Annotated in this window: 13 protein-coding genes and 1 pseudogene; 4 read left to right on the forward strand and 10 right to left on the reverse strand. The window is 41.4% G+C overall.

Annotation, left to right across the window (positions count from 1 at the left end; all coding sequences use genetic code 11):
• Nucleotides 1-14: 14 nt before the first annotated feature.
• On the reverse strand, nucleotides 15-1649 hold the full coding sequence (locus tag NWP21_RS11990; protein ID WP_280792883.1) for a DUF3352 domain-containing protein: 1635 nt from the start codon (nucleotides 1647-1649) through the stop codon (nucleotides 15-17).
• Nucleotides 1650-1766: 117 nt separating this feature from the next.
• On the opposite strand from NWP21_RS11990, the gene NWP21_RS11995 reads away from it, so the two are divergent.
• The 3 genes from NWP21_RS11995 to NWP21_RS12005 all read left to right on the forward strand — a co-directional run bounded on the left by NWP21_RS11995 (nucleotide 1767) and on the right by NWP21_RS12005 (nucleotide 4175).
• Complete coding sequence (locus NWP21_RS11995; RefSeq protein ID WP_280792884.1) at nucleotides 1767-2126, forward strand: rhodanese-like domain-containing protein; 360 nt, start codon at nucleotides 1767-1769, stop codon at nucleotides 2124-2126.
• Between the two features lie 295 nt (nucleotides 2127-2421).
• Nucleotides 2422-3519, forward strand: coding sequence for a heat-inducible transcriptional repressor HrcA (gene hrcA, locus NWP21_RS12000; RefSeq protein WP_280792885.1), 1098 nt, complete (start codon nucleotides 2422-2424; stop codon nucleotides 3517-3519).
• A gap of 14 nt (nucleotides 3520-3533) precedes the next feature.
• Nucleotides 3534-4175: a DUF2834 domain-containing protein gene (locus tag NWP21_RS12005; protein ID WP_280792894.1), complete on the forward strand. Its 642-nt coding sequence runs from the start codon at nucleotides 3534-3536 to the stop codon at nucleotides 4173-4175.
• Here the strand turns inward: NWP21_RS12005 and crtW are convergent.
• The 5 genes from crtW to NWP21_RS12030 all read right to left on the reverse strand — a co-directional run bounded on the left by crtW (nucleotide 4133) and on the right by NWP21_RS12030 (nucleotide 7725).
• Entirely contained in the window at nucleotides 4133-4930 is a 798-nt protein-coding gene (gene crtW / locus NWP21_RS12010) for a beta-carotene ketolase CrtW (RefSeq protein WP_280792886.1), read from the reverse strand. The genes NWP21_RS12005 and crtW overlap by 43 nt on opposite strands.
• A gap of 233 nt (nucleotides 4931-5163) precedes the next feature.
• Entirely contained in the window at nucleotides 5164-5613 is a 450-nt protein-coding gene (locus NWP21_RS12015; RefSeq protein WP_280792887.1) for an SRPBCC family protein, read from the reverse strand.
• 19 nt (nucleotides 5614-5632) lie between these two features.
• Nucleotides 5633-5821 carry a CPXCG motif-containing cysteine-rich protein gene (locus NWP21_RS12020; protein WP_280792888.1) on the reverse strand — a complete coding sequence of 63 codons (189 nt, stop codon included), beginning with the start codon at nucleotides 5819-5821 and terminating at the stop codon, nucleotides 5633-5635.
• Nucleotides 5822-7435: a radical SAM protein gene (locus tag NWP21_RS12025; protein ID WP_280792895.1), complete on the reverse strand. Its 1614-nt coding sequence runs from the start codon at nucleotides 7433-7435 to the stop codon at nucleotides 5822-5824.
• A gap of 35 nt (nucleotides 7436-7470) precedes the next feature.
• Nucleotides 7471-7725 carry a SemiSWEET transporter gene (locus tag NWP21_RS12030; protein WP_271734209.1) on the reverse strand — a complete coding sequence of 85 codons (255 nt, stop codon included), beginning with the start codon at nucleotides 7723-7725 and terminating at the stop codon, nucleotides 7471-7473.
• 57 nt (nucleotides 7726-7782) lie between these two features.
• On the opposite strand from NWP21_RS12030, the gene NWP21_RS12035 reads away from it, so the two are divergent.
• Complete coding sequence (locus NWP21_RS12035; RefSeq protein ID WP_280792889.1) at nucleotides 7783-8589, forward strand: hypothetical protein; 807 nt, start codon at nucleotides 7783-7785, stop codon at nucleotides 8587-8589.
• A gap of 54 nt (nucleotides 8590-8643) precedes the next feature.
• Here the strand turns inward: NWP21_RS12035 and aroC are convergent, their stop codons facing one another.
• The 4 genes and pseudogenes from aroC to NWP21_RS12055 form a co-directional block, all read right to left on the reverse strand.
• Nucleotides 8644-9735 carry a chorismate synthase gene (aroC, locus tag NWP21_RS12040; protein WP_280792890.1) on the reverse strand — a complete coding sequence of 364 codons (1092 nt, stop codon included), beginning with the start codon at nucleotides 9733-9735 and terminating at the stop codon, nucleotides 8644-8646.
• A gap of 190 nt (nucleotides 9736-9925) precedes the next feature.
• The gene (locus NWP21_RS12045) at nucleotides 9926-11233 is read right to left on the reverse strand and encodes a glutamate-5-semialdehyde dehydrogenase (RefSeq protein WP_280792891.1); all 1308 of its coding nucleotides are present in this window, start codon (nucleotides 11231-11233) and stop codon (nucleotides 9926-9928) included.
• 87 nt (nucleotides 11234-11320) lie between these two features.
• Nucleotides 11321-12496: a restriction endonuclease subunit S gene (locus tag NWP21_RS12050; RefSeq protein WP_280792892.1), complete on the reverse strand. Its 1176-nt coding sequence runs from the start codon at nucleotides 12494-12496 to the stop codon at nucleotides 11321-11323.
• Between the two features lie 122 nt (nucleotides 12497-12618).
• A pseudogene (locus NWP21_RS12055) lies at nucleotides 12619-12928 on the reverse strand (hypothetical protein); the annotation flags it as partial.

The raw sequence follows: 12928 nt of genomic DNA on the forward strand, positions 1-12928 counted from the left end.
TATTTGAAAATCAATTAATCCAAAAATCGGAATAATACCCCGGTTTTGACCAATCCTTTCTCCTGACTGTAACTACTGAGAGTCAGCGATCGCAGCTTTTGCCAAAAAGACTTACCTACTATTTCTACTAACTGCAAACTGGGTAATTGACGCTCTAGGAGGGTGCGGCTTTTAGTCCAATCCAGATATACATACCCTTGATTGGGTTGGGGAATACCGGCAATACTATCTTGGAAATGGCGATCGCCAATCATAGCAGCGTTCTTAGTTGTGATTAATGGGGCTAAAGTTTCTAAATTAGAAGCAAAGATTTCATAATTGCCTTCATTGGTATGTACTCCCCTTACTTGAGCCTCAATATTAAATGATAGACCTTCTGGGGTATCGGTTTGTGTAGGAGTTAACTCAGCCCAAGCAAAGACAGTTTTTTGATTCCAGTTAAAAGAACTTACACTCAACCCTTGCTCGGAGGCGATGGTATCTAAACGAGCAATACCCCCTGGGACATCCTCTAATTTTTCCACCACAAACACCCAATTAACCCCCCCGACTCCAGGATGAGGTAAAACAGCTAAAGCATATTCTCCCTTTACCCAACTAAAAATATCCTCGGTCTTCACTCCCAGATTTTCTAATGGTTTTCCCCAGCTGGAAATAGCATCAGTCCCGGAAGCAAAAACAGCCGTTGTTGCTTGTTTCCAGAGTTGACCTAAATCACTGTTGGGCAAATTATTTAAATTAGTACCAGAAATCACCAACCCAACCCCATCTGGTATATATGCTAACGCCCCTACATTTTGACTCAGGGGAGCAGAAACCGGCATAATTTCCGAGTCAGTCAGAAAGTTACTTTCTGCTAAAAGTCCTTGGGGATGTAAAGACAAAGAAATAAGTTGGCTATCAAAGGTTGCTGCTGGTAATTCTAAACCTTGCCATGCAGCCACAGCGGGAAGATTGAGAAAAGCCGTAGCTAGGGTAGCTTTAGGTAGCTGTTGTAGCGCTTTTTGGTAGCGCGAGGAACTAGACAAATTCAAATCAGGAGCTTGGACGTTATTAATTGCGTCTCGTAGCACCTTCGCATCATTAGCAAATAATACAAAGTCATCCACCACCGCAGCAGACAAAGCATTTACCTGGGAACTAGAATCAGATAGCAGCTTTACCCCTGCATATTTCTCTACCTCCAAGTTAGCCCCAGCCAATACCCGCCGAGAAAATAATAACTCTAAAAACTCCCGGCTGGTTTCTGGTTTCTTGGTTGCTAGTGCCATCAGATACCCTGGTTGCTGTCCGTTTTCTGGGTCGCGGTCAATATCTGTGGTAGTCACCGCCAGGGTAATTTCATTACCTAGCCACGGTTTAATATCTTGTTTGTAATCTATGTCAGTCTTAGCTAATAAACTGGTTTTGAGTTGGGATAATTGTCCTTGACGCTCCCACAGGCGCTCAGGATTATTTAGTAACGACACCATCACTGGCGCTACTTTGGAGACGAATATAGCGGACTGGGGTTCAGAGGTAGAAGTAACAAGGTTAACTGGTGTCTTGGCGAAAAACCAGTAAAATAACCCTATGGCTATAATTACTAGTGCGATCGCCCCAGCTACCAAAAAACCAAAAAATGAGCGTTGGCTATTGACATTAGACATATTGACAGTGCTTTTATTTGTTTAACTTGGTTTTACTACTCCCTAGGGAATAGATGCTGATGTCAGGAAAAAAATTTTCTGTCACCATAAAGGGTATAGGTTGTTTACAAAAATCTCATGACAGGGAATCCTTCTGGTCAACTCATTACTCCAATTAGTGTAGAGGAACTGGCGCTGCGTCTGTCTTCTGGTGATCCAAGTATTCAGTTAATAGATGTGCGCGAACCCCAAGAAATAGCAACTGCTAGGATTGACGGGTTTGTGAATCTCCCCTTGAGCGAATTTGGGGACTGGAGTGACCAAGTCGCCACCATGTTTAATCCCCACGCTGAAACCCTTGTGTTATGTCACCACGGTATTCGCTCCGGACAAATGTGCCAGTGGCTAGTTGCTCAAGGTTTTACAAATGTTAAGAATATTACTGGTGGTATAGATGCCTACTCTATCTTAGTTGATTCCTCTATTCCCCAATATTAAAAGATTTCCAGATAGCATTGCCCGGGTGTAACTGATGATCACATCGCCGCAATGCTACTCTCAAGATCATACCGTCTGAGATGTCACTAATTAAGCATACATATGGCTTTTGGGTAAAAGTAATTTATACTACATATTATCCCAAACCGAGATGCAATAATACTTAAATAATCAAGTGCAAAATAAACTGAACTAATTAGATATTCTGCTACATTAATTAACTATTATTCAGATTTTTTGCTTTTAAAACCCTTTTTTTTCCACTTTTAAATCTGCCTTCAGCCAAACATACCCTATGCAAGTCCAGTTAACGAATCGACAACAGCATATACTTTGGGCAACAGTACGTCATTACATCGCCACTGCGGAGCCAGTAGGTTCAAAAGCCTTGCTTGATGAGTATGACCTCGGTGTGAGTTCAGCCACAATTCGCAATGTCATGGGTGTGTTAGAAAAATCAGGATTACTTTACCAACCACACACATCCGCTGGACGCATACCCTCAGATTCCGGCTATCGTATTTATGTTGACCAGTTAATTACACCTTCTTTTCGAGATGCTACGCGAGCGGATATTTTAGCAAAAGAGGTAGAACTGGCCCTACAAAATCGCCTGCATTGGGAAGATTGGAGTTTGGAAGCGGTATTACAAGGTGCTGCGCAAATTTTAGCCACAGTCAGCGGCTGTATTAGTTTAATTACCATGCCCCAAACCACTATGGCAATTGTGCGACATCTGCAATTAATGCAAATTGAAGCCAACAAGATCATGCTGATTATGGTAACAGATGCTTATGAAACCCATTCCAAACTAATCAATTTATGCCCCCCAGGGGAAGAAGCCAAAGTTGACCCAGAGAAAATAGACCATGAATTACAGATAGTCTCTAATTTTTTGAATACCCACTTGCGGGGGCGCAGTCTGTTAGAATTAACTACCCTCGACTGGAGTGAATTAGATCAAGAGTTCCAACGCTATGGTCAATTCTTGAAAGATTCGGTCACAGAGTTCACTCGTAGCCATATGACACCAACTACAACCCAAATTGTGGTTAGGGGTGTGGCGGAAGTTTTGCGTCAGCCGGAATTTTCTCAATTACAGCAAGTACAAACCATTATCCACTTGCTTGAAGAAGAACAAGAGCAACTGTGGCCGTTAATCTTTGCTGAACCGGAAACCCCAGAAATGGGTAAGTCTAAGGTAACAGTCCGCATCGGTACAGAAAACCCCCTGGAGCCGATCCGCACCTGTACTTTAATTTCTTCTACCTATCGCCGGGGTATGCTACCTGTAGGGAGTGTGGGAGTATTAGGACCTACACGCCTGGACTATGAAAGTGCGATCGCAGTTGTAACTGCTGCTGCTGATTACCTTTCAGAGGCTTTTAGTTAATTTTGTGGTTGATGATGCTCAGAAAAATTGGTTTTGGTTTACTATGGCTGGGATTTCTCAGCTATGCTTTTATTTTTGCTCCCCCTGATCACCCTGATACTTGGGAGTTAATTCAAAAACTTTCCCTGGGACAATGGCAAGATATTAACCCCCTAGTCATAGCATTATTTAACCTCATGGGCATCTGGCCTGTAATTTATAGTGCAGTACTTTTAAATGATGGTACGGGTCAAAAAATCCCTGCTTGGCCTTTTGCAGCCGCATCTTTTGCTGTTGGGGCTTTTGCTGTGTTACCGTATTTAGCTTTACGCTCACCCAATCCGGAGTTCTCTGGGAAAAAGACTCTCTTGCTCAAGTTCCTAGATTCCCCTGTGACTGGTGTGATTTTAACTATCGTCGTGGTGATTCTCTTCGCCTATGGTTTCCAAGGAGAAGGGGAAAATTTTATACACCAGTGGCAAAGTAGCCGTTTCATTCATGTGATGAGTTTAGATTTCTGCTTACTTTGTCTGTTATTTCCCACATTACTGGGGGATGATATGGCGCGTCGGGGTGTGAAAAATCGGGGATTTTTCTGGTTAATAGCTTTAATTCCCTTATTGGGACCCTTAATTTATTTATCTGTGCGTCCCTCGTTACCAGAATTAAATACCTGATACATTTGAGGTAGTTGCCACCAAGGAAGATGGGGGTATTCGTGATGTTCGTAATGGTAACCAAAATGGTAGCAAGTGATAAATGACCACCAAATAGGACGGCTAATAGTTTGGGAACGATGGGGGTTTTGATAACCTCCTAGGGGTTCACTATGGGGTAGAAAGGTGCCAAAATAGAATAATTGTAGGGAACTTAAGATTGAGGGAATTACCCAAAAATAATTGAGGTTATCCTCTGGCAGATGTCCGATATATTTTCCTAAGTTATAAATAATCATTAATGTGATGATTTGTCCCCAACTCCAGTAACCTTTCATAAAGTATAAATACCAAGCTAAGAAGTTCTTATATTTACCATTATGAAAATCTGGATCCTTAGCTGTGGCTGGATTATGGTGGTGTAACCAGTGCTTTTTTAACAGCTTGGGATAGGATAACAGCCCATACAGAAATAGGCACAATGAACCAATAAAATGGTTGATTTTCAGATTTTTGGGAAAAATTACCCCATGCATGGCATCATGGGCTGTAATAAATAATCCCGTATATAAAAATGTTTGCCAAAGTATCATTGGCAATAAGAGCCAGATTTTCCACTGGGATATATCAATATAAAGTAACACACCCAGACTGATAGCCCATATAGTCATAATCGCGATCGCAACCAAAATACCCCTAAACAGGAATTTACTGCTCACTGCTGCCGTGGTACTGATTTTTTTATCAGGTAATGGTAGTGGTTCTAACTGGAACACGCTTTTACTCCGCGTATAATTCATGTAGCCATGACAACAAGCAGTAACTGCTCGTATTTGGCAAGTCAACAGTATTAATATTTATGACATTTAGTAAATATGTTTAAATATTAAGATACCTTAAATAGTATTACACATAATTTGACAATAAATTATGTGTAAAAGGTCAGGACACACCTAATATTAGTGATTTCCTGCGTTACCCTGAAATCACGGCGGTTAATCCTCACCTATTATCTTGACTCACACTCCCGGTTAGTGATATAATGACGGTATCGAAACATAGCTTCAAGTTGAGCTTGTACTAGCCAGCCACTCATCATCTCTACTGTACTACCACCAGGCAAACAGAAAGAAATATCATCAGTAAGCTTAGTTTTACCATTTTCCGCCACAAACTCATGGCGATGTACCCAAGACTCAAAAGGTCCCGATATCTGTTCATCAATAAACAGGCGGTTTTTCTGACATTCAGTGTGACGAGCTAACCAAGTTAAAGGTAATGGTCCCAAAAACAGGCGAAATTCAGTAACAGCACCTACTTCTAACCCCCCTTCCCGACGGACTACTTTTACAGGTTGCCAAGGTGGCGTGAGTAATTGCAAGATATCTGGTCTTTCGTGGAATTTCCACACTACTTCGGGGGGTGCATTAATGATGGAGGAATGTTGAAAGTGCAGCATGGCCAAAACAACCTAAAATCTAACCTTCGCAGTCAGTATCAATTTCAATATCTAGGGTATCCTCATCAAGGCGCACATACAAAATATTCGGGTGACAGCACACCTGACAGTCTTCTACATAAGATTGTTGTGACCCAGCACTCAAATCGATAAAAGTTAAGTTTGGTTCGCCGCAATAAGCGCAGTAGTATTCAGCAGTGTTTTGCATTTATTTGAATTGACTTGTAGCTTCTGCTAAGTGCTTTAGTAGTGTAGAATGTGGGAGTGGTCCTTGCAAGTGATTCCAGGGTAAAATTTGCTCTGTTGACCAGTTGCTGTAAACGTAAAATTCTAAGTCGGGTATTTGCCCTTTGAGTTGCTTAAATGCACGTTTGTAGCTACCCAAAGAATCCCCAAACTCACGGGTTAATTCTAGAAGTTGGGACAACCGGCGATCGCCTCTGGACAACAAAGCTTGTATAATTGACCAATTATAACTTTCTGGGCGAAAGTCTATCCCCTGGGGTTTGAGTTTTTTCTGTAGCATCTGTAACCGCTTCTCTGCTTGCTGATTGACCCCAAACCATTGAAAAGGTGTATGTGCCTTGGGTACAAAGGTACTGCATCCCAATGTTAACCGCAGACCAGGGGCAGCTTTTTTAACATTAGCCATCATAGACACAGTGGCCTCTAAATCTTCCGGTTCTTCGCCGGGGATACCCACCATACCATAAAGTTTCAAAGCTTTTAATCCTCCAGCCTTGGCATTGATGGCAGCTTGGATGATTTGATCATTATGCAGCTTTTTGTTGATGATTTGGCGCAGTCGATCTGAACCCGTTTCTACAGCAATAGTCAGCGATCGCGTGTCCCTTTTAGCTAAAGTTTCCGCCAGCTGTACCGTCACCGTATTAGTGCGCACCGAGGCGATACTCAACCGCACATGATCATATTTCGGCTGACTAATATAGTTTAGCAGCTCCTCAAACTCCGGATGTTGAGTTACCGAAGCCCCCAACAACCCCAAGCGGTTAGTCACTGCTAACCCCTGTTCAATAGCGGGAATTAAAGAAGCTTCTAAGCTAGCTGTTCTAAAAGGTAAAGTCAGATAACTCGCAAGACAAAAGCGACACATTTCCGGACAGCTGCGCACCACCTCCACCATGTAAATATTTTCCCATGCCGCCTTTTGTGTGACCACAGTAGACCGGGACAGAACATTACCGCGGTAAGTTTGCTTTTGCACCACCGGGGGAACTTCCGGTAAAATCGGTGTAATCGACTTCACCACCCCATCTTTACCGTGATATTCCACCTCATACAAACTAGGAACATAAATTCCTGGGACTTGGGCCAGTGCTTGGAGTTGAGTTACCCTAGGAGCGTTTCTCACCTGTTTATAAGTCTCAATGAAATTAGTCAGCAGATGTTCCCCATCACCGAGTAAAATCACATCAAAGAAGTCTGCAAAAGGTTCCGGGTTAGCAGTCAGTACCGGACCGCCACCAAAAACCAGGGGATGGGAATCATTACGGGAGTGAGCGCGAATGGGAACATCTAAAGATTCCAGTAAATTTAAAATATTCACATAATCCAGTTCCCAGGAAATGGAAAAACCCAAAATTTCCGGGTTTCTAGGGAGTGCTTCCTGGATATCAGTAAATAAGCGACTGACTTGTACATCCTCACGGGTCGCCAAAGTTGCCCAAACCACCTGATAACCCAGACTAGTAATACCCACTGTATACTCATTGGGAAAAGCAAAAATCAGCGGGATTGCATCGCTGTTAGGGTTTGTGGGGGTGAATAATAGGCGTTCTGAGGCAAATACAGTCATATTAATAGGTAATTGGGGAGTAGGAGCTTAATTTTAAAGGTTTATCTATACTTAATTTTAAGGGATAGAATGATGAAGTTGAAACAGAAACTGATACTATTAGCCAGGATAATCGGTAAAGATTTCAGATATATTCCATAAACCAACCATAAAAAAAGACCACTCATAAACGTAACCAACATCAGGTAAGAGACATCTTTAGCTGACTTACTTTTCCAGGTTTTCACCATTTGGGGTAAAAAAGCGCTAGTTGTTAAAACAGCCGCACATAGTCCTAACAGTGTGATAGAATCCATACTTAATAGTTAATTTTTTGTCATTATATAACCATCAGGCGATAAAAATATACTTATATGTCACAACAACTAATAGATCAAAAAGCCTATTTAATCTTTGATACCTTAGAATATCTCAATTTGCAATTCCGTTTAGAAGCATCTTGGAAAATTACTAAAAATGGACTACATAAAAATCGCTTTATATTGGCAATACAAGCAGCAGACAACTTGAGGGATAAGTTTTTATATTTCTGCAAACAGATGGATATACCAGATAAATATTTACAAATATTTCAGCAGAATTTATCTCAGGCAAGTGTAGTATATTTTGGTTTTGAAGGTAATGAAGTCAGTTGTATTTATAAAGTATATTTAGAATTTTGGGATGAAATGGTTAAGGATCTCAAAAGTAAATCTCATAAAACCGAAACCCATCTTCTGGGTTTAGGGTTTAAATGGAACGCCCTAGACAATACCAAGGGAGTTATATCTACATATACCTGCTATCCTTTGCTTTCCGTAGCAGAGATTTTAAACAGGATATCATCTATTTATCAGGGTTATAATCACTCTCATCCGGGTAAAATAGTCCAGGAGCTAATCAATTTTGCTGCTGACAGGGTTAATGATAATCCCTTTATTTATCTAGAGGTAAGTGAAGAAAATAATCCCCGTAAATCCTTTGATTTAAATTTTTATAAAGCTAACATCCCCTTACAAGATATTTATAATTATTTGGGTAAGATGCGCCAGCATTATGGCATTAATGCTCACAGTTTTAATTACTTGTATCAACAAACCTCCTCTAAGAAACTAGGACATTTATCTGGTGGTATTGATAGACGAGGACAAGACTTTTTAACAATTTACTATGAAGTCTAGGAATTATTCAATATAACCGACTTCTTGAAGAAGTCGGTTATCTAAAACTCCTATTTATGACAACAATTTACATTGTCCATGATGGCGTAACAAATGGTCACACAGGACTAAAGCCACCATCGCCTCTACCATGGGTACTGCTCGGGGTAATACACAGGGGTCATGTCTTCCCTTTGCAGCTAAAACAGTTTCTTCCCCTGCTTGGGTAACTGTTTTTTGCTCCTTTCTAATGGTGGCCGTGGGTTTAAATGCAACTCGCAAGATAATATTTTCACCGTTGGAAATTCCCCCTTGAATACCCCCTGAACGGTTGGTGACGGTGCGAATTTCTCCACTGTCATCTATATAAAATTCGTCGTTGTGTTCAATCCCACTTAACAAAGTCCCCTCAAAACCTGAGCCAATTTCAAAACCTTTGCTAGCGGGGAGAGACATCACACCTTTAGCGATATCCGCTTCTAATTTATCAAAGACTGGTTCCCCTAAGCCTTTGGGAACGTTGCGAGCTACACATTCTACTACACCGCCAATTGAATTACCATCTCTACCAATTTGCTCAATTAATGAAATCATCCGTTCTGCTGACTCGCTATCGGGACAGCGGACTATGTTACTTTCTACTTGTTCTAAGGTGACGGTGTTGGAATCAATCACCGCTTCTAAGTCTTTGATCCGCTTGACGTAGCCGATGATTTCAATATTAGCAACTTGACGGAGGATTTTTTTGGCGATCGCACCTGCGGCCACTCTCCCTATTGTCTCACGGGCGGAGGATCTCCCCCCTCCTTGCCAATTGCGAATACCATACTTAGCATCATAAGTTGCATCAGCATGGGAGGGGCGATACTTTTGCGCCATCTCGTCGTAGTCTTGGGGTCGGGTGTCTTTGTTGCGCACCATCATGGCGATGGGTGTTCCCAAGGTTTTACCCTCAAATACTCCAGATAAAATTTCGCAGGTATCGGCTTCTTTGCGGGGTGTGGTAATTTTACTTTGTCCGGGTTTTCTCCTGTCTAGTTCTAGTTGAATTTCTGCGGGAGAAATTTCTAATTGAGGGGGACAACCGTCAATTATCACTCCCACACCACCGCCGTGGGACTCGCCAAATGTAGTAATACGAAATAAATTTCCGAAGGTATTGCCCATGATATTGAGGAAAAACGTTGAGGCTTTTGTATTGTACCGAAAGTTATTAGTTATAGGGAACAGGGAACACCGGAACACCGGAACAGGGGGAATAGGGAATAGAGGGAATAGGGAATAGGGAGAAAGGCTATATTTAATAAATTGTCTACCCCAGCGCACAGATCAACATAGATCAGTTATCTGTGGGTTTTTACTCTAAGTTTTTATGGGTAAAGGGTTTAGCATTGGCTCCGGTGTAATTAGCTACTATATGACCGTTACCGGTCATCTGATATTTATAGGTAACTAACCCTTCTAAACCAACGGGTCCACGGGGGGGCATCTGTTGCGTACTTATACCTACTTCTGCCCCGAAACCGTAGCGAAAACCATCAGCGAAGCGGGTAGAACAGTTGTGAAATACACCCGCTGCGTTTACCAGTCCAAAAAAGGTTTCTACCGCTGTTGGGTCTTCTGTGATAATGGCCTCAGTATGGCGGGAACCATACTCGTTAATATGGGCGATCGCCTGTTCTATGGAGTCTACAATTTTAATTGCTAAAATCAAATCGCTGTATTCTGTTTCCCAGTCTGTGGCGATCGCCCTGGCAATATGGGGTATAATCTCTAAAGTGCGGTCATCGCCCCTTAATTCTACCTCTGCGCCTGCCAAATCTGCGGCAATTTTGGGGAGAAATTCCCCAGCAACAGATTGATGGATTAATAGAGTTTCAATGGCGTTACAAGCGGCAGCATATTGAATTTTAGCATCAACACTGACTGTAATAGCTTTACTCAGATCCGCAGCCTTGTCTATATATAAATGACAAATTCCGTCGGCGTGTCCTAATACGGGGATGCGTGTGTTATTCTGGACGAATTGCACAAAGGAATTGGAACCCCTGGGAATAATTAAATCTACATATTTATCTAAGTTTAAAAGTTCTCGGGTTTCTTCTCTAGTTGTTAATAACTGCACCGCATCGGAGTTAACCGCAGTGTGAGATAATCCCTGTTTAATGGCTTTAACTATAGCTTCACAAGAAGCGATCGCCTCTTTTCCACCTTTGAGAATCACACCGTTACCTGATTTGATTGCTAAGGAGACAATTTGAATTGCTGCTTCTGGACGCGCTTCAAAAATAATCCCCAACACCCCCAGGGGACAAGTGACCCGCTTGAGAACTAAACCAGTATCTAGTTCTCGGTGAATTTGCACAGTTCCCACCGGATCTGGTAGTTTAGCCACATCTCGCACCCCGGCGATCGCATCTCTTAGTTTATGTTCATCTAACTGTAAGCGTTTATATAGTGGTTTGGCGATACCGGCGGCTGTAGCTGCTTGACAATCGGCTATATTTGCTTGTATAATTTCATCTTTAGCTAATTCTAGAGCCTGGGCTATGGCTTCTAAGGCTTGATTTTTGGCTTCTGTATCCAGAATTGCCAATTTACTCGCTGCTTGGCGGGTTTTTTGGGCGATGGTAATTAGGGGTAAAGTATCTTGCAGAGTGGTCATGTGTGAAAATTTGGCTTTTTTCCCATCTTAACAATACACAGAACCCGCAAATATCACGGACTTCTCAAAAAGTACCGGATCTGAACTCTATAGTTCTCCTCTAAAGGCTTTTTGTAGTAGAGAGTTGAATAGGTTATCTAAGTCTTGACAACTATACTCAATTCTATTTCTCAAACTATCGACTTTACTATAAATTACTGAAAATTGTTTTTGTAGTGTCAATGGTGGATACGGAAAATTAAAGTTAAGTAGTGCTAGGCGATTAATTTTTGGGATATTTGTACGTGTAGAATGCTTTTCTGCATATGTTAGAAAAAGATTAGAACGCAGCATATAAACAAGAAATCGTTGGTCAAGTTTCGATTCTTTGACACGAAGAGGATAAATATCTGCACTACAAACACCTGTAAAACCAGGAATGGTCACTTTATTTAGATAGGGTCGTATTTTTGAGTATAATACATCAGTTGGTTCAAATAAATACTTACCGCTATGTAGTTTGAGTTCTTTTGGAGTTTTAACCCCAATAATTTGCCCAGTATTAGCGTGTATATTTTCGCACCCTATGTGCTGCATATTTACATAAGGATCAGCTTGTGGATTAATCTGTCCTGAAACAATAGAGAGTAATTCGCTTAAATTGCAATATGGCCACCCTTTAGGATTAGTAACAGGGTCGCCGAACATATCTAAGAAAGTCGATCGCAATAATTCTTCTGTCAGTGCGATCGCCTGTTTTCGTTTCCGGCGAATATCGTCAGCTTTATCTAATATTGCAGCAATACGTCGCTGTTCTTCTAGGGGTGGTAGGGGTATTTCAAGTTTAGCGACATCTTTAGGGTAAAGATGAATTCCTTTCACTAAATGACGTATATTGTACTTAGTTTGTCCACTCAAAAGCCAATAGTACAGATACCGAAAATCTATAACAGCAGCATCTGCGCGAATTATCATCCATTCACCAGTAGCTAACGCACCTTCAACACAAGGTTCTGTTTTGTATATTTTTTTTCCTACATAATCTGCATTGTGAGCAGCGTTGAGAATCAGAATATCTCCACTTACAATTTTTTTTGTAGCAAATTTATCAGCAAGCTCTAAATCAACAAAGGATTCAAAAACACCACCAAAGTTACCATCTTCTGACACATCTTTAATTTTAAGAACGGGATACCCATTGATTCGTTGTTCTAATCTTGATGGTGTTTTTCCGTTAAATATTGATGCAACTTTAAAAAGTTTTATTTTAATGTTTTGACTCATCCCCAAAACACCCCCAACATAGCAAAACTCACCCGCATCAAATCACCCAGCACCGGAAACAGCAATAATAATTGTATCTCATTTTTTCAGTAGAGACCTTCCCCTTTTAGTAATGCGCTGTATCAATTATCCTGTTGTAACCCCCTTTGTAACTCCCGCACCCGCTCTAAACTTAAACCTGTAATTTCTCTAGTTTCTTCTGCACCCATACCCCTGCGGAGTAAATTAATGGCGATGGTTTCCTGTGCTTCTTGAATACCTTCTTGGCGAGCTTTGCGTTCCCAACTGGTAACAATTTCCATATATTTTTCCTCCTGTAATAATCCCATATTATTCGCCGTCACCTGAAATAATTCCTCTTCAGTCCCATTCAAATTGAGATAGACATCTACAAACCCTGAAATTAACTGCATCCGCGCTGGGTCTAGCTTC

It is taken from the genome of Anabaenopsis sp. FSS-46, assembly GCF_029891665.1.
Classification (GTDB): domain Bacteria; phylum Cyanobacteriota; class Cyanobacteriia; order Cyanobacteriales; family Nostocaceae; genus Anabaenopsis; species Anabaenopsis arnoldii.

Coding starts and splice junctions, on each gene's coding strand:
- NWP21_RS12050 (WP_280792892.1), bottom strand. CDS start 12,496: ATGAGTCAAAACATTAAAATAAAACTTTTTAAAGTTGCATCAATATTT.
- NWP21_RS11995 (WP_280792884.1), top strand. CDS start 1,767: ATGACAGGGAATCCTTCTGGTCAACTCATTACTCCAATTAGTGTAGAG.
- NWP21_RS12005 (WP_280792894.1), top strand. CDS start 3,534: ATGCTCAGAAAAATTGGTTTTGGTTTACTATGGCTGGGATTTCTCAGC.
- NWP21_RS12020 (WP_280792888.1), bottom strand. CDS start 5,821: ATGCAAAACACTGCTGAATACTACTGCGCTTATTGCGGCGAACCAAAC.
- NWP21_RS12045 (WP_280792891.1), bottom strand. CDS start 11,233: ATGACCACTCTGCAAGATACTTTACCCCTAATTACCATCGCCCAAAAA.
- NWP21_RS12035 (WP_280792889.1), top strand. CDS start 7,783: ATGTCACAACAACTAATAGATCAAAAAGCCTATTTAATCTTTGATACC.
- hrcA (WP_280792885.1), top strand. CDS start 2,422: ATGCAAGTCCAGTTAACGAATCGACAACAGCATATACTTTGGGCAACA.
- aroC (WP_280792890.1), bottom strand. CDS start 9,735: ATGGGCAATACCTTCGGAAATTTATTTCGTATTACTACATTTGGCGAG.
- NWP21_RS12015 (WP_280792887.1), bottom strand. CDS start 5,613: ATGCTGCACTTTCAACATTCCTCCATCATTAATGCACCCCCCGAAGTA.
- NWP21_RS11990 (WP_280792883.1), bottom strand. CDS start 1,649: ATGTCTAATGTCAATAGCCAACGCTCATTTTTTGGTTTTTTGGTAGCT.
- NWP21_RS12030 (WP_271734209.1), bottom strand. CDS start 7,725: ATGGATTCTATCACACTGTTAGGACTATGTGCGGCTGTTTTAACAACT.